The sequence below is a fragment of the Tenacibaculum sp. XPcli2-G genome, from assembly GCF_024124505.1.
Lineage (GTDB): Bacteria > Bacteroidota > Bacteroidia > Flavobacteriales > Flavobacteriaceae > Polaribacter > Polaribacter mesophilus.
This window is the reverse complement of the sequence record NZ_JAMXSH010000001.1, coordinates 107066-123560: the sequence shown is the minus strand read 5'-3', so window position 1 is coordinate 123560 and position 16495 is coordinate 107066. Positions and strand designations below refer to the sequence as shown.

Sequence of the window (16495 nt, the reverse complement as noted above, 5' to 3'; positions counted from 1 at the left end):
TTCCTAATTAGAAAGATGCAAAGTTACTAAAGTTAAGTTGTTGTTGCGCGGGAAAGGTTTTTGGGAGATTTTTTGGGGTTGTAGAGTTGCAGAGTTTTTTTAGTTGCAGAGTTGCAGAGTTGCAGAGTTGTGGAGTGGTAGCGTTGCAGAGTTGGAAGGTTTTGGGTTTTTAAAGTCGCAAAGATGCAGAGCTTCAAAGTCTCATAGTAGCAAAGTTACGAGGTTTTGGAGTTTCAGACTAGGTGTTTAACAAGCGCATACGCAGGTGAATCCTTCCATTTCTAAAAAGTGGATGTCGTATTCAGAGGTTTGTCCTTCGTACAAGATTTTTCCAGTAGTTTGATTGGTGTCAAAAGAGAAATCTTCAATATAAATGTTTTCTAAGAAGAGCAATTTTTTCTTTCCGTAGATTTTATACAAGCTTTCTTTGGCGCCCCAAACAATGGTTAGTTTGCTTACCAAAGCATCGTGGTTGGCAATGGATTTGTATTCTTCTATAGGAGTAAATTTGTGTGCGATTTTTACAATTTTATCGCGCTGCATTTCAATATCTATTCCCACAGGTTGTGTATCGGAAATAATAATTGCCGAAAAGGTAAATGAATGGGTGATTGAAATGAATTTACCGTCTTTTAAGTGTGGTTTTCCGTAGCCATCGTATAGTAAATCATCATCGGTATAACCAACTTCTTTTAGTAAGTGACGTACACTCATAAAGCCTCTTTGGTGTAAATCCGACTTCATGCCGTTTACTCTTTGTTGATTTCCTTTTGTTAAAGAAACGCCGTTAGAAAGTTGTTCAAAAGATTCTTCAATCTTCCAAATCAATGCTTTAGCATGGTTGTTTACCGTTAATGTTTTGTAAAGAGGCATATTTTAGAAAGTTATTTCGTAATTTTGCGACTCAAATTTAAGATACATAAATATACAAAAATATGAGCACAAAAACCGCGACATATGTTCCTTACAAAGTTAAAGATATTTCTTTAGCTGATTGGGGAAGAAAAGAGATTGAATTGGCAGAAGCTGAAATGCCAGGGTTAATGAGTTTACGCGAAGAGTACAAAGATGAGCAACCTTTAAAGGGAGCAAGAATTGCAGGATGTTTACACATGACGATTCAAACTGCGGTTTTAATTGAAACGTTACAGGCTTTAGGTGCTGAGGTTACTTGGAGTTCTTGTAATATTTTCTCTACGCAAGATCAAGCTGCTGCTGCTATCGCTGCTGCTGGAACTCCTGTGTATGCTTGGAAAGGTATGAACGAGGAAGAGTTTGATTGGTGTATTGAACAAACATTATTCTTTGGTGAAGATAAGAAGCCATTGAACATGATTTTAGATGATGGTGGAGATTTAACCAATATGGTTTTAGATAAATATCCTGAGTTAGCTCCTGGAATTAAAGGTTTATCTGAAGAAACTACTACAGGGGTACACCGTTTATACGAGCGTATGAAAAACGGAACGTTACCAATGCCTGCTATTAACGTAAATGACTCGGTTACTAAATCGAAGTTTGACAATAAGTACGGATGTAAAGAATCTGCTGTAGATGCAATTCGTCGTGCTACTGATGTAATGTTAGCTGGTAAAAGAGTAGTGGTTTGTGGTTATGGTGATGTTGGTAAAGGTACTGCGGCTTCTTTCCGTGGAGCTGGTTCTATCGTTACTGTTACTGAAATTGATCCTATTTGTGCGTTACAAGCTGCTATGGACGGTTTTGAAGTAAAGAAATTAGAAACTGTTGTAGGTAAGGCTGATATCGTAATTACTACTACTGGTAACAAAGATATCGTACGTTCTGAGCACTTCGAAGCAATGAAAGATAAGACTATCGTTTGTAACATCGGTCACTTTGATAACGAAATCCAAATGGCTTGGTTAAATGAAACATACGGTGATACTAAGGTTGAAATTAAGCCTCAGGTTGATAAGTACACAGTAAAAGGAAACGATATTATCGTATTAGCAGAAGGACGTTTAGTAAACTTAGGTTGTGCTACTGGTCACCCAAGTTTTGTAATGTCTAACTCATTTACAAATCAAACTTTAGCGCAAATCGAGTTATGGAATAATTCTGATGCGTATAAAAATGAGGTGTACATGTTACCAAAACATTTAGATGAAAAAGTAGCAAAATTGCACTTAGCTAAGATTGGTGTAGAGTTAACTGAGTTACGTGAAGACCAAGCGAAATATATTGGTGTAACTGTTGAAGGTCCATACAAGCCAGAACACTATAGATATTAGATTTAGATTATTATAGATTTGAGATTTTTAGAATCAAGAATCAAGAATCAAGACACAAAAAATCCCGCAACATTGTTGCGGGATTTTTTATGCTTTTTATAAACGTTTTGTTTTATTCAGTAGGAATACGCTCATCAATCATTTTTAAAGGCATACCTTCCATTAAATCGATTAAGTCTAAAATGTCTCTTACTTTTTCTTCTTCTTCGGCTTGTTCTGTTACAAACCATTGTAAAAAGATTTCAGAAGTGAAATCGCCTACTTTTCTTGCAGTTTTAAATACGTGATGAATTGATTTGGTAACTTCTATTTCTGCATCTAAAGAAGCTTCAAAAATAGCTCGTAAGCTTTCAAATTCGTGAGAAACTTCAGTAGCTACAGGTGACATTGCACTACCGCCATTATCGTTAACGAATTTAAAAATTTTCATCATGTGCTCTCTTTCTTCTTCCGCTTGCTTATAAAAGTATGCTGCACTATTTCTAAGTTCTCTTTGGTCGCACCAAGAGGCCATCGCTAAATACTTAGAAGAGGCTTGTTGCTCCATTGTTATTTGGTGGTTTAGCAAATCAACTACTTCCACGTCTAAAATCATGTCTCTTCTTATTGCTGTTTCCATAATATTTTGTTTAGTTTTAATACTATAAAGATACAGATTATAAGGCTTTAAAAAGAATGGAGTGCCTAATTTAAAGCTAGTCTTAGTAAAGGGTTTTCTGCTTAAAAACAGCTAAAAGAAGTTCTCGTAACTCTATAAGTTGAGGTACATCTAAGAATAATAAGTGTTTGTTGTCTGCTGCAAAAAGGAGTACGAAGTTATCACCGTCGATAATCGTTTCTAATGATTCGTACGAAGCGCGTTCTAATACTTTTTTCCTGAAGGCTAATAGTTGGCAGAAAGTAAAATCTATTACTTTATAGCCTAAATCTAGCTGGTAGCAGTTTCTGCCACCACAAGATACTTTAAACGATACATCTTCTGTTAAAAAATTCATTCCGCAAATATAATTATTTTTAATCAATCTAAAGAAGAATAATGTAAGGAATAAAAAAGCCCGCAAATTTGCAGGCTTTTTATTATAAAATGTCTTTTAAGACTAGATATTTAATGATTCAAATAACTCAACTAATTTAGGATTAGAAGGTCTTGGAGCATTAGAGTCTATAATCTTTCCTTCTGGATCTAATAAAATAAATCTTGGAATTCCTGATACTCTATACGCATCCATGAAAGCTTTATCTTCTTTAGCATATAATTGTACTCCTGATAATTCTTTATCAACAATCATTTTTTTCCAAGTTTCATAGTCTTTTTGTCTGTCAACAGAAATACTTACGAACTCGATGTTTTTATTGTGATATTTTTCTTCAACTTTCTTTAAGAAAGGAATTTCATTTTTACATGGTTGACACCAAGTAGCCCATAAATCGATATACACATACTTACCTTTTAAATCATCTAAAGAAGTAGTACCACCAGCATTGTTTTCGTAATTAACAAACTTAGGAGATTCAGCACCCTTAGCTAATTTTTTAGTAATGTATTGCTTGTCGTTATACATTTTAGTTAAGTAATTTTCTAAACCAGCAATACTTTGTTTTTGACTTGCTACAAAAGTAGAGTCTAATGAGGCTCCTTCAAATCTTTTGTTAAAATCATCAACAAAATTAGAAACTTTAGATCTGAAGTCTAACTCTGGTAAATTCATTAATTCTTTATCTTCAAATAATTTCTTTTGCTCTAATGAAGCTTTAGCTAAAAAAGCACTTTCTTCAAAACCAACCCCTGTATAAGTTATAGTTTCGTCAAATTTTTTAGCATCAATCGTCATATTAATATCGGCTCCGTTTTTTAAGTATAAAGCAGTATATTCTTTACCATCAAAAAATCTGTAGAAACCATCTTTTACATTCATAGTATCTTTAAAAGTTCCATCCTCACCAACTTTAATTACTTTGTTGAATTTAAATTGAGGGTTAGAAATAGTAACTGTTTCAGAGTTTTTGTTGGTAATTTTTCCAGAAAAAGTCACATAATCTTTTTGTTTCTCTTTACATGAAACTAAGGCAATAGAAAATGCCAATAAGTAAACTAATTTTTTCATTAGGGTGTATGTTTAATTTTGCTGTTTAGCTTTTTAAATAAACGCCTAAATTAGTGATTTTATATGAAAGCACAATTTTTTAACATTTCACTAACTGTCTTAAAGTTGTATACTTTATTGAATTTTAACTTTATAATTATCCTAACCAACCTTCACGATCTAGACTTCTATACTGAATTGCTTCGGTAATATGTTCGGATAGTATATTTTCGGAAGAAGCTAAATCGGCAATGGTACGAGATACTTTTAAAATTCTGTCATAAGCCCTAGCTGATAGGTTTAACTTTTCCATGGCCACTTTTAATAAGCTTTTACTTTCTTCTGATAATTTACAAAATTCACGAATTTGCTTTACATTCATTTGTGCGTTGTAATGAATGTTTTCAAGGTTTTTAAATCTAGTTGTTTGTATTTCACGAGCAAGGGTAACTCTTTTTCTAATATCTACACTACTTTCTCCTTTTCGTTCATCAGAAAGCTTATCAAAAGGTACTGGTGTTACTTCAATGTGGATATCGATTCTGTCTAACAAGGGACCAGAAATTTTGCTTAAATAACGTTGCATTTCGGCAGGAGAGGAGGTAACCGGTGAGTCGGGATTGTTGAAATATCCAGAAGGACTCGGATTCATACTAGCAACTAACATAAAACTACTAGGGTAGTTTACGGTAAAACGCGCACGTGATATAGTAACTTCTCTATCTTCTAAAGGTTGACGCATTACCTCTAAAACGGTACGCTTAAATTCGGGAAGTTCATCTAAAAATAAAACACCATTATGTGCCAAAGATATTTCTCCAGGTTGTGGGTATTGTCCTCCACCTACGAGCGCAACATCTGAAATTGTATGATGTGGTGAGCGAAAGGGACGTTGATACATTAAGCCAGTATTTTTTACTTTTCCTACCACTGAATGTATTTTAGTGGTTTCTAAGGCTTCGTGTAAGGTCATAGGAGGAAGAATGGATGGTAAACGTTTTGCTAACATTGTTTTACCTGCTCCTGGAGGTCCAATAAGAATGATATTATGTCCACCAGCAGCGGCAATTTCCATGCAACGTTTTATAGATTCTTGTCCTTTTACATCAGCAAAATCAAACTCAGGAAAGTCAATATGCTTGTAAAATTCAGCGCGGGTGTCAACGGTTGTAGGTTCAATTAGTTTGTTACCATCAAAATGGTTTATAACTTCCATAATATTGTCTACCCCAAGAACATTTAAGTCATTAACTATAGCAGCCTCTTTGGCATTTTCTTTTGGAAGGATAAAGTGTTTAAATCCTTCTTCACGAGCCTTAATAGCAATAGGTAGAGCTCCTTTTATAGGTTGTAAACTTCCATCAAGAGAAAGTTCTCCCATAATAATATATTCATCAATCTGTTCTGATTTTATTTGATTGGAGGCAGCCAAAATACCAATAGCTAAAGTTAAATCGTAGGCAGCACCTTCTTTACGAATATCGGCTGGTGCCATGTTAATAATGATTTTCTTTCCAGGGAGTTTGTAACTGTTATTAGCTAAAGCGGCAGAGATTCGATACGAACTTTCACTTACAGCTTTATCGGGTAATCCAACTAAATGATATCCTATACCTTTATCAATATTAACTTCAACAGTAATTGTGGTTGCTTCAATACCAAAAACAGCACTTCCATAGACTTTTACTAGCATATTTTTCTCTTTTCGCTAAAGATAGAGAAAAAATAAAACTTATTGTAATTGTATTTGCTGTGGACTCCAATGAGTTGGATCATTCTTTTTTAAGAACCCTTTTAAAAGGTTGTTATTTTGATAATCTATATAGTCATCATAAATAAAAGAAGTAGGTTTTTTATTTAGTTTATCAAATGGAATAGAGAAAGAATTGTTATCAATGTCTTGTTGATTTACAATAAAAAAAGATAATCCATTTAAATCTAAATTTTTATTAACTGTTGATGAATCATAAAAAGTAGAATAGGTATTGGAGAAAGTATAAATACTTCCAGGGGCCTTCTCTTTTTTCTTAATTTCTTGCGCTGAAGTAGAAAGTATGACGGTAATTAAAAAGATGGTAGTAATATTATTTTTCAAAAAAGTTAGATTTATAAAAATAACACCAATAATTATACCTTTTTTGATTTAGAAAAAATGTATTTAAACATTTTACGTATACTAATAAAAATCAAAATAACTAGAATAATAGCCAGTATAGGGAAAAAAATAGAAAATGCAGACATAACTAACGAGGTGCCTGTTTCTACGGTTGAAATAATTGGATTGGCAACTCCTCCAGTTGTTGCTGTAGAAGTAAGTCGAGTAGAAGCAGCAGTGCCCTTTATAGCTGATGCTGTTCCGCCACCAGCAATAATTGCTAAAGCCCAAGTAATAACTGGTGATAAATCTGCCACAGTTGAAACCATTACTGCAGTACCTGCAATTGCGGCTAACGGAACAGCTATGGTATCGAGTAAGTTGTCAAACCAAGGAATATAATATGCAAATATTTCTAATATTGTAGCTACACCTAATGCTATAATAGCAGGGGTACTTGCTACCCACAGCCAGTTTTCATTTAATGGAATAACATTGTAATATCCTGCTAAGCTTAACGTAAATAGAGGTAAAAATACTCTAAACCCTACGGAAGCAGCTAAGCCAATTCCTAAAAATATGCTGATAATAGTTTCTGGTGTCATATATTTTTTATTGAAAGATATAAAAAAAGCCTCTTTTTTAAAAAAGAGGCTTTTAAATATATAATATTTATATTATAATTAGTTAGAGTTAAATCTATCTAAACCAGTTTTTAACCAATTATAGTATGTTCCGTGATCTGTATATTGTTGAGGTGAGTTTAATATTTCAAGTTCAGGACTCATTAGTACATAAAATGGTTGAGAAGCTGTTTTAAAGTTAGCAGACTGGAAAGTAGCCCATTTATCACCATAGGTTCTAATTCTTTTTACTTTCCCATTAGATTTAATAAAATCAAATTGCTCTTCTTCTGGTAACATTCTTTGATGATCATCAACATATAATGAAATTAATACATAATCATCATTTATTAATGAGTAGATATCTGGTTGACTCCATATGTTTTCTTCCATTTTACGACAGTTAACACATGCCCATCCTGTAAAATCTAATAAAACAGGCTTGTTAACAGATTTTGCGTAAGCTATACCTTCATCAAAATCTTTAAAACAGTTTAAGTTTAAAGGACATTGATTGTCTTTTTTGTATATACTATGGAATTTAGGTGGAGCAAACCCACTTAATAATTTATTTTGACTCCAAGAAGGGTTTTCCATTACACCAGGAGCTAAGTATACTGCTAAAGCTAAGGCTCCAATTCCTACTAAAACTCTAAATAAGGTCATTTTACCATACCTTTTTCCTATGAAACCAAATAAGTACAGTGCTAAAAGGAACGCAATTAAAGCCCATATTCCAATAAAAATTTCTCTTTTTAGTATTCCCCAGTGTCCTACTAAATCAGCATTTGATAAGAATTTAAATGCAAAAGCTAATTCAATAAATCCTAAAACAACTTTAACAGTATTTAACCATCCACCAGATTTTGGTAATGTGTTTAACCAGTTAGGGAACATCGCAAAAAGAGCAAAAGGTAAAGCTAATGCTAAACCAAAACCAACCATACCTACAGATAATTGCATTGCTCCTCCACTTAATGATCCTGCTAATAATGAACCTAAAATAGGTCCTGTACAAGAAAATGATACAATAGCTAAAGTTAATGCCATGAAGAAAACTCCAAGAACGCCTCCAACATTTGAAGCGCTATCTGCTTTATTACTCCAAGAACTAGGTAGTGTTAATTCATAAAAACCGAAGAATGAACCTGCAAAAAATATTAGTATTACAAAGAAAAATAGGTTTAACCATATGTTTGTTGAAATACTATTTAATATTTCAGGATCTAAAGTATCTAAGAAATGAAAAGGAAGACTTATTAAACCATAAATTAATACGATGAAAAAACCGTATAGGATAGCGCTACCAACACCTTTTCCTCTTTTTTCTGTACGTTTTGTGAAAAACGATACAGTTAAAGGAACCATTGGAAATACACATGGAGTTAGGAAAGCTAATAATCCACCAACAAAACCTAATAGGAAAATATTTAAAAGACTATTGTCTTCCTCTTCTTCACCAGTATTTGTGTCAGTTGAGCTTTTTAATAAAATTGTATTTTTTAAGTCTAAATTTAAAGTTTGAGATAGTTCTTTACTTTTGTCATCAACTTCAGCAACTGTTTGTGCTACTTTTTCACCTGTTAAAGAAAATGTAAAATCTTCATCAAAAGGTAAACAGTATTCTTTACAAACTTGGGCATCAAGATTTAATGTAACTTTTGTTAAAGTTGAGTCTGAAACAGTAATTCTTTGAATTAACTTACCTTCGTCAACAAAGAAGATTTCATCTTTTCCCCAGATTTCACTAAACTGAGTTTCTGTTTCACTTTCTTTTGCTTTACCATTTAAGGTATATCCAGATTGTCCTTCTGCTGGTGCAATTGTCATAGGTAGTGAAGCATCTTCTGGGTTGTATTGAGAATATAAATGCCAGTCTTCAGCAATTAACACGTCAAAAATTAAGTCGTACTCAGTATCAGAGATTTTCTCTACCTTAGGAGTAACAACTACGGGGTTATCGTCAGATTGAGAATAAACCGCTAAACCTATGAATAATAAAAATAGAGTAAAGAATTTTTTCATTCTATATGTAGTTTGATGGGGTTAATTAAATACTAATTTTTAATAGTTTGGTTGTTTTTTCTGTTGGTAAAAAGCGTCTATCTTGTCGTTTTCCTACTATCCAAATAACTTCGTTTTTACTAGAACAGAGCAACCAAATTTTATTTTTGTTTACAATTGATATTTTTTCGTCTTTAAAATATTTACTTACTTTTTTTCGACCTATCATTCCTTTAGGATAAAAAAAGTCGCCGGATTTCCACCGTCTGAGTTTTAGAGGGAAGTTAAGAAGTTCATAATCAACATAAATGTTTTCTTTATTAATGTTAGTTTTTTTTAGAACTTTTTTTAGTTGCAGCTTTATCGGTGCTGTAATTTCTTTGTTTTCCTCCCTAATAATGAAATATTCCTTTTCAAAGGAACTTTTTTCATTAGTGCGTAAAAGTAATAAAAAATCTCTGTCTTTCAACAAAGTATAAAATTTTGTTAAAATCTGCTTGCCAGATTGTGCATAAATCAAGTTGTAAACATCGTTCCATTCCGTGAATTTATAGGACTTTAGCAGCTGGTAGAGGTATGCTTTTGGGTTGGATAACTTTAACAGTTTTTCAATATTTATTTTTAATAAATCTCCCTCTTTTGAGACAATTTCATGGGTAATGTCCGCTATTTTATCATCAATAATTTGTTGAGACTCTTTTAAATGATCAATTGTTTTATTGAAGTTTTTTAAAACGCTGTCATTCAATTCTTTTAGTGTAGGTACAATCTGGTGGCGTATTTTATTTCGAAGATATTTGGTTTCTGAATTACTTTCATCTTCACGCCATTCAATATTATTTTTTTTGGCAAAGGTTATAATCTCTTCACGAGAAAAAATAAGTAAAGGTCTAATGATATTTTTATTAATTGAAGGAATTCCTGTTAAGCCTTCTAAACCAGTACCTCGAGAGAGATTAATTAAAAATGTCTCTAAATTATCATCAGCATGATGGGCTGTTAATATATAATCAAAATTATTTTCTTTACTTAGGGAGTCAAACCAACTGTAACGTAACTCTCTTGCTGCTAGTTGTGTTGATAATTTATTTTTAGTAGCATATTCATTAGTGTTAAAGCGTGTTGTAAATGTTTGAATGTTCAAACTTTTTCCTAACTCTTTAATAAAGAGTTCATCTAAATCACTTTCTTTTCCTCTTAGTTGAAAATTACAGTGTGCTAACGAAATATTAAACTGTAGTTGATGTAAGAGGTGTGTTAGTACAACACTATCAACTCCCCCAGAAATAGCAATTAGTAACTTTTTTTCTTTTAAAAAAGAAAATTGTTCGTCAATATGTTTTGCTAATTGTTGGAGCATGTGAATAATAATTATTGTAATTGAGTGTTTAGCCAGTTTACAACATCTTGTAGCATTTCTTCTTTACATAAGTCATTTTGTAACTCATGATATCCTCCTTCGTATAGTTTTATACTAGCTTTAGGCGTATTGTTAGCAAAAGCCTCCGTGCCTTTATAATCAATAATTTTATCACCTGTACCGTGTAATAGTAACATTGGTGTTTTTAAAGAAGGTGCATTTTTTATAGCCCATTCACCAGCATCAATAAATGATAAAGAAAAATTAGGACTTACTTTATCATGAACTAATGAGTCATTTATATATTTTTCAACTTCAATAGGGTCGCGAGATATATCGTTAGCATCTAACTCATTTCCTAAAGTAATTGAGGGAGCTATTTTTTGCATTATTTTTCCTAACGAAAGTTTCCAAGCAGGCGGCTGAAAAGCTAAACGTAAAAAAGGACTGGTAGCTATGACTCCTTTTAGATGATGTTTTTCTCTAAGCGTGTAATTAATTACAGTATTGCCTCCCATAGAGTGCCCATATAAAAACGTAGGTTTATCACCAAAAACCTCTTTAGTTTTTTCAATAAGTTTAGTAACACTTTTTAATACATAATTATACCCTGGATTGTGTCCTTTTTTCCCTGTTGTTTTTCCATGACCGAAATGGTCAAAAGCAATTACACCAAAATTATTATCGTTTAGTTTTTTGGCAACATGTTTATACCTTCCAGAATGTTCTCCCATTCCGTGAACAATTACCACTATGGCTTTTACAGTTTCTGGTTGCCAATACTGACCAAAAAACTCAGTTTTATGAAAATTGAATGTGAATGTATGGTGTGTCATTAGTCTCTTGTAATGTTTCCGTCTTCTAAAATATTAAAAATAATAGTAGAAGGAGCGTCAGAAATATATTCAACTAATTCAATACTATTTTTATTAAGAGTAGAGGTGGTTTTTAACATTCCTTCCGCAATTTCATCATAAGCCAATACTTGGCTATTAATTATATTAAATTGTTTATCGTAAGTTACCAGCATAGAGATTAACTCAGTATTATTTGGATAGAAATAATATACTACTGATTGAAAGTTTTCTGATATTTTAGGAAGATAAGAAATACCAATTTTAGCGTTCTCTTCATCTAATTGTTCTTCAAAAATTGAAGGAAGTTTTAAAAGCTTTTGTTGTGGTTTTGTTAATAATTTACCCTCTACATGATTGCTAAAGTTTGTACTATCAACCAAAGGAACATTTTTAGTAGGATAGTCGTTTAAAAATGAATACTTGTTTGCTTTACAAGACGTCATTGATGCAATAATAGCAACGAATAGTATAAGTTTAATTGTGTTTTTCATCTCTTTATTTTTTGTAATAGTTTTTTGATTAGAAATACTTTTTCTGAGTATTTGCTATAAATATAGTTAACTTTTGTTAGTGTGCGTTAAAACATATTTCATAGCCTTGGCTTTGAGTAAACATTCTTCATACTCCTTTTCTGGAGTAGATTTTGCTGTAATAGCCCCACCAACTGAGTATGAAACGTATTTGTTCTCGGAATTGTATAAAATACTTCGGATAACTACGTTAAAATCGAAGTCGCCATTTGGAGTAAAATAGCCGACTGTACCAGAATATAAACCACGTTTGGTTTCTTCTAGGTCTTCAATAATTTTCATGGCGGAAATTTTTGGAGCTCCGGTCATACTTCCCATTGGAAAAGTATCTTTAATTACATCAACTGGGTGTGTGGTGTTTTCAATTTCTGAAACTACGGTAGAAATCATTTGATGTACTTGCTTAAACGAATATACTTTACATAGTTCTTCTACTTGGACACTTCCTTTTTTAGCTGTTCTTGATAAGTCGTTACGAACTAAATCTACAATCATAATATTTTCTGACCGTTCTTTTTCATCACGAGCTAAATCAAAAGCTATTTTTTCATCTTCAATCGGGTCAATCAAACGTTTTGCTGTCCCTTTAATAGGTTGCGAAATAATTTTAGAATTTTCTTTTCTAATATATCGTTCGGGAGTTGCAGATAGTAGGTAATGATTGTCGTTTCTGAAAAAAGTAGCAAATGGAGGTTCCGATATTTTGTTTAACTGTGTGTATACTTTATAGGGGTTTATAACTGTGTTTTCTGCATAGAATTCTTGACAGAAGTTAGCTTCATAAATATCTCCTCTATGTATATGTTCTAATACTTTTACTACTTTTTGATGGTATTCATCTTTATGGATACGTAGTTTTATTTTTACTTCATCAGTTTCCTCTTGTTGATAATTATCAATAGAAGGGTTTGTTTCAATGATATCTTCAAAATCTTCTTCTAATTCATCATCAATCATTTGTAAGTAATGAAACTCAACAGAACTTCCTTTGATGAAAATTAATTTTTGAGGCTGAAAAAAATACAAGTCAGGAAAATGAAGTCCGTCAAAGTTGTTTGAACTTAGTCTTTCAGTATCATTTTTAACATCGTAACTAATGTAGCCAAAGATATAGTCTTTGGTGAAAGATTGATATTCTTTTAGTTTATCAAAAGCATTATAGTAATCTGTTTTAATAGAAGTAAACTCTTCTACAGCTAAAGCACAATCGAAAGAGCTATATTGTTGCTCGTAATTGTTAGAATCTAGCCAAATAGCTGTTTCAAATTGTTTAGCCCAAACAAACAGTTTTTGCTTGAAGAGCTCAGGGGTGTCTATAGAAAAAATACGGACGGTTCTTGACATCGCCACAAAAATAAGAAACCCGATAGAAATACTACTATCGGGTTTGGGTTTTATATAATTTTGAGGGTTATACCATTTACAACTTGAAATTACTGTAATAAAACACCCTTTTTCCCTTTCTTCATCATTTAAAAAAGAAAATGTAGCTAAGGCTATGTTTGATTTTTGAAACTTGAATAAAGAAAAAAAATCATTATTTTCTTTTACAGTAATTTCAAATCATAACTGGTATTATTCTTTTTTTGAGTTTTCGTACTCTTTAATTTTTTGTTCAACTTCTTCTAAAGTACCTTCAAAAGTTTTTTCTTCAGTTGTTTCTTCACCGTTTTTAACAGTTGTAGTAGTAATAGTAGCTTTAGCAGTACCATCATCATTCTTTACAATATTCACTTTAACGATGTTTTCTAACTTGTTTTCTGTAGTAAATTCAGCATCAGTAGAAAGTTTTATTTCGTGTTTTTCACCATTTTTGTCAATCCAGACTTTACTATTTTCTGTCTTTTCATGTGTTTCAGAAGAAGTATGTCCGCCTAATATTGGGGCAATAACTAAACCAACTAAACACGTAAGTTTAATTAAAATATTCATTGATGGTCCAGAAGTGTCTTTAAAAGGGTCACCAACAGTATCACCTGTAACGGCTGCTTTATGCGCATCAGAACCTTTGTAAGTCATTTCTCCGTTAATTTCAACACCAGCTTCAAACGATTTTTTAGCATTGTCCCAAGCACCACCAGCGTTGTTTTGAAAAATAGCCCACATAACACCTGACACACAAACACCTGCCATATAACCACCTAAAGGTTCAGCACCAAAAACCAATCCGATAATAATTGGAGTGATGATAGTAATTAAGCCTGGTAAAATCATTTCTTTTAAAGCAGCTTTGGTTGAAATATCTACACATTTTGCATATTCAGGAGTACCAGTTCCTTCCATAATTCCTGGAATTTCTCTAAACTGACGACGAACTTCATGGACCATTTCCATAGCTGCTTTTCCTACCGATTGCATGGCTAATGCTGAGAATATAACAGGAATCATTCCACCGACAAATAACATTGCTAATACATCTGCTTTAAAAATATTAATTCCATCAATTCCTGTGAAGGTTACATAAGCAGCAAATAAAGCTAAGGCTGTTAAAGCAGCGGAAGCGATGGCGAATCCTTTACCAACTGCAGCAGTAGTATTTCCTACAGAATCTAATATGTCGGTACGTTCACGGACGTGATCTTCTAATTCACTCATTTCAGCAACTCCACCCGCATTATCAGCAATAGGACCGAATGCGTCTATAGCTAACTGCATAGCAGTTGTAGCCATCATTGCTGAAGCTGCTAAAGCAACACCATAAAAGCCTGCAAAATAATACGAACCATAAATAGCTGCTGCAAATAATAAAACAGATAAAAAAGTAGATTTCATACCTACCGCTAAACCTGCAATAATATTAGTACCTGCACCTGTAGCACTATTTTGAACAATAGCCAACACAGGCTTTTTGCCTAAGCTAGTATAGTATGAAGTTACCATTGAAATTAGAGCTCCTACAGCTAAACCAATACAGGCTGCCCAAAACACATTAATAGATGCTACTTCTTTAAAACCTGCACCAAAGAATTTCATTTGCATGGTTTCAGGGAGCATCCATTTTATTAAGAAAAAACTAGCTGCTAAGGTTAAAATAATAGCAACCCAGTTTCCTGTGTCTAATGCTTTTTGTACTTGAGCTTCTTTAGCTGTGTTATCTTTAATTCCTACCAAGAAAGTTCCAATAATGGAAGCAATAATACCAACTCCTGCAATTACTAAAGGAAGTAAAATAGGTCCCATTCCGTTAAAGGCATCAGAAAAAGGTGAGGTTATAGACATATCTCTAATAACATAGTTTCCTAGTACCATGGCTGCTAGTACGGTTGCTACGTACGAACCAAACAAATCGGCCCCCATACCTGCAACATCACCAACATTATCACCAACGTTATCTGCAATGGTTGCTGGGTTACGAGGATCGTCTTCAGGAATTCCTGCTTCTACTTTTCCAACTAAATCGGCACCTACATCGGCAGCTTTGGTATAAATACCTCCACCAACACGAGCAAATAAAGCAATAGATTCAGCTCCTAAAGAAAATCCAGCCAAGGCTTCTAATACAACAGTCATTTCTTTGTAAAAGTTACCTCCATCTGTAATAAATTGACCAACAAATATTAGAAAAAATAAACTTAGACCTAAAACAGCTAAACCAGCGACACCAAGCCCCATTACGGTTCCACCACCAAAAGATACTTTTAAAGCTTGGGGCAGGCTAGTTTTTGCAGCTTCTGCGGTTCGTGCATTAGCATCGGTAGCTATTCGCATTCCTATGTTTCCTGCGAGTGCAGAAAATATTGCTCCTATAATAAATGCGGGAACAATCATAATACTTGTTGTTTCTACTACTTGCGAGATTCCGAATAAGGCTAATGAAGCGATAATAACAAAGATTAGTAATAATCGATATTCGGCAGCTAAAAAAGCAAGAGCTCCTTCTTTAATACTTTTTGAAATAGATTTCATTTTATCATTTCCTGCATCTTGTTTTTTAACCCAGACCATTTTTATATACATAAAAATGAGTCCTAAAAGTGCCAAAACTATTGGCACATATATCATATTTTGTTTCATGTTATTGTTATTTGATTAGTTATAAGTGTTCGTAAATATAACAAAATCAATAACTAAACAAAAAACCTCTCAGTTACAACTGAGAGGTTTTTTGTTTTATAAAAGGAGTTTTTTTACAAATTAGATAGTAAAATCTCCATTTGTTTTATGTTCGCTATTTTCATAACGCTCTAAACATTTATCTAAGATTTCGTAGGCTTCATCAGCATTACCCCAGTCTCCAATATCAACTTTTTTCTTTTCTAAGTCTTTGTATACTTGGAAGAAGTGAGTGATTTCTTTTTGACGGTGTGGATTTAGATCAGTAATATCGTTGTATCTGTTCCAAATTGGGTCAGAAACAGGGACACAAACTATTTTTTCATCTGGCCCTTTTTCGTCTGCCATATGGAAAACACCAATTGGTTTTACTTCCATAACACACATAGGAAAAGTTGGTTCAGCACCCAATACTAATACGTCTAATGGGTCACCATCTAACGCTAAAGTTTGAGGGATAAATCCATAGTCTCCAGGATACATCATTGATGAGAATAACATTCTGTCAAAACGAATTTTTCCTAAATCAAAATCGTATTCATACTTGTTTCTACTACCTTTTGGTATTTCAATTAAAACATCAACTGTTTTTCTTTCTTTTGCGGTCATATATTCTAAACTTTTCTTCGTTTTCTAA

Annotated in this window: 15 protein-coding genes; 1 reads left to right on the top strand and 14 read right to left on the bottom strand. The window is 32.9% G+C overall.

Annotated features, from left to right (window positions below):
• Nucleotides 1-246 precede the first annotated feature (246 nt).
• Nucleotides 247-873: a 4'-phosphopantetheinyl transferase superfamily protein gene (locus tag NH341_RS00475; protein WP_167712452.1), complete on the bottom strand. Its 627-nt coding sequence runs from the start codon at nucleotides 871-873 to the stop codon at nucleotides 247-249.
• Between the two features lie 62 nt (nucleotides 874-935).
• Between NH341_RS00475 and ahcY the strand changes: the two genes are divergently transcribed.
• Complete coding sequence (gene ahcY, locus NH341_RS00470; protein ID WP_159616960.1) at nucleotides 936-2252, top strand: adenosylhomocysteinase; 1317 nt, start codon at nucleotides 936-938, stop codon at nucleotides 2250-2252.
• Between the two features lie 112 nt (nucleotides 2253-2364).
• Here ahcY and NH341_RS00465 read toward each other — a convergent pair whose 3' ends face one another.
• From NH341_RS00465 to NH341_RS00405, 13 genes are all read right to left on the bottom strand, one after another.
• Nucleotides 2365-2871, bottom strand: coding sequence for a ferritin (locus tag NH341_RS00465; protein ID WP_073182560.1), 507 nt, complete (start codon nucleotides 2869-2871; stop codon nucleotides 2365-2367).
• Nucleotides 2872-2953: 82 nt separating this feature from the next.
• Nucleotides 2954-3247, bottom strand: a complete 294-nt coding sequence (locus NH341_RS00460) for a hypothetical protein (protein WP_073182561.1) — start codon at nucleotides 3245-3247, stop codon at nucleotides 2954-2956.
• 102 nt (nucleotides 3248-3349) lie between these two features.
• Entirely contained in the window at nucleotides 3350-4357 is a 1008-nt protein-coding gene (locus NH341_RS00455) for a TlpA disulfide reductase family protein (RefSeq protein WP_047790334.1), read from the bottom strand.
• A 136-nt stretch (nucleotides 4358-4493) separates the two neighbouring features.
• On the bottom strand, nucleotides 4494-6029 hold the full coding sequence (locus tag NH341_RS00450; RefSeq protein WP_047790333.1) for a YifB family Mg chelatase-like AAA ATPase: 1536 nt from the start codon (nucleotides 6027-6029) through the stop codon (nucleotides 4494-4496).
• 39 nt (nucleotides 6030-6068) lie between these two features.
• Nucleotides 6069-6431 carry a hypothetical protein gene (locus NH341_RS00445; protein ID WP_253055408.1) on the bottom strand — a complete coding sequence of 121 codons (363 nt, stop codon included), beginning with the start codon at nucleotides 6429-6431 and terminating at the stop codon, nucleotides 6069-6071.
• Between the two features lie 32 nt (nucleotides 6432-6463).
• On the bottom strand, nucleotides 6464-7036 hold the full coding sequence (locus NH341_RS00440; RefSeq protein ID WP_073182562.1) for a DUF4126 domain-containing protein: 573 nt from the start codon (nucleotides 7034-7036) through the stop codon (nucleotides 6464-6466).
• A gap of 78 nt (nucleotides 7037-7114) precedes the next feature.
• On the bottom strand, nucleotides 7115-9079 hold the full coding sequence (locus NH341_RS00435; protein ID WP_047790330.1) for a cytochrome c biogenesis protein CcdA: 1965 nt from the start codon (nucleotides 9077-9079) through the stop codon (nucleotides 7115-7117).
• Nucleotides 9080-9104: 25 nt separating this feature from the next.
• The gene (tilS, locus tag NH341_RS00430; RefSeq protein WP_167712447.1) at nucleotides 9105-10418 is read right to left on the bottom strand and encodes a tRNA lysidine(34) synthetase TilS; all 1314 of its coding nucleotides are present in this window, start codon (nucleotides 10416-10418) and stop codon (nucleotides 9105-9107) included.
• A gap of 11 nt (nucleotides 10419-10429) precedes the next feature.
• On the bottom strand, nucleotides 10430-11254 hold the full coding sequence (locus NH341_RS00425) for an alpha/beta hydrolase (protein WP_253055407.1): 825 nt from the start codon (nucleotides 11252-11254) through the stop codon (nucleotides 10430-10432).
• Nucleotides 11254-11766: a hypothetical protein gene (locus NH341_RS00420; RefSeq protein WP_253055406.1), complete on the bottom strand. Its 513-nt coding sequence runs from the start codon at nucleotides 11764-11766 to the stop codon at nucleotides 11254-11256. Before NH341_RS00420 ends, NH341_RS00425 begins: the two co-directional genes overlap by 1 nt.
• Nucleotides 11767-11832: 66 nt before the next feature.
• Nucleotides 11833-13149: an aminodeoxychorismate synthase component I gene (gene pabB, locus NH341_RS00415; RefSeq protein ID WP_253055405.1), complete on the bottom strand. Its 1317-nt coding sequence runs from the start codon at nucleotides 13147-13149 to the stop codon at nucleotides 11833-11835.
• Between the two features lie 231 nt (nucleotides 13150-13380).
• On the bottom strand, nucleotides 13381-15819 hold the full coding sequence (locus NH341_RS00410; RefSeq protein WP_253055404.1) for a sodium-translocating pyrophosphatase: 2439 nt from the start codon (nucleotides 15817-15819) through the stop codon (nucleotides 13381-13383).
• A gap of 120 nt (nucleotides 15820-15939) precedes the next feature.
• Entirely contained in the window at nucleotides 15940-16467 is a 528-nt protein-coding gene (locus NH341_RS00405) for an inorganic diphosphatase (protein ID WP_047790320.1), read from the bottom strand.
• Nucleotides 16468-16495 lie beyond the last annotated feature (28 nt).

Coding starts and splice junctions, on each gene's coding strand:
- NH341_RS00475 (WP_167712452.1), bottom strand. CDS start 873: ATGCCTCTTTACAAAACATTAACGGTAAACAACCATGCTAAAGCATTG.
- ahcY (WP_159616960.1), top strand. CDS start 936: ATGAGCACAAAAACCGCGACATATGTTCCTTACAAAGTTAAAGATATT.
- NH341_RS00465 (WP_073182560.1), bottom strand. CDS start 2,871: ATGGAAACAGCAATAAGAAGAGACATGATTTTAGACGTGGAAGTAGTT.
- NH341_RS00460 (WP_073182561.1), bottom strand. CDS start 3,247: ATGAATTTTTTAACAGAAGATGTATCGTTTAAAGTATCTTGTGGTGGC.
- NH341_RS00455 (WP_047790334.1), bottom strand. CDS start 4,357: ATGAAAAAATTAGTTTACTTATTGGCATTTTCTATTGCCTTAGTTTCA.
- NH341_RS00450 (WP_047790333.1), bottom strand. CDS start 6,029: ATGCTAGTAAAAGTCTATGGAAGTGCTGTTTTTGGTATTGAAGCAACC.
- NH341_RS00440 (WP_073182562.1), bottom strand. CDS start 7,036: ATGACACCAGAAACTATTATCAGCATATTTTTAGGAATTGGCTTAGCT.
- NH341_RS00435 (WP_047790330.1), bottom strand. CDS start 9,079: ATGAAAAAATTCTTTACTCTATTTTTATTATTCATAGGTTTAGCGGTT.
- tilS (WP_167712447.1), bottom strand. CDS start 10,418: ATGCTCCAACAATTAGCAAAACATATTGACGAACAATTTTCTTTTTTA.
- NH341_RS00425 (WP_253055407.1), bottom strand. CDS start 11,254: ATGACACACCATACATTCACATTCAATTTTCATAAAACTGAGTTTTTT.
- NH341_RS00420 (WP_253055406.1), bottom strand. CDS start 11,766: ATGAAAAACACAATTAAACTTATACTATTCGTTGCTATTATTGCATCA.
- pabB (WP_253055405.1), bottom strand. CDS start 13,149: ATGTCAAGAACCGTCCGTATTTTTTCTATAGACACCCCTGAGCTCTTC.
- NH341_RS00410 (WP_253055404.1), bottom strand. CDS start 15,819: ATGAAACAAAATATGATATATGTGCCAATAGTTTTGGCACTTTTAGGA.
- NH341_RS00405 (WP_047790320.1), bottom strand. CDS start 16,467: ATGACCGCAAAAGAAAGAAAAACAGTTGATGTTTTAATTGAAATACCA.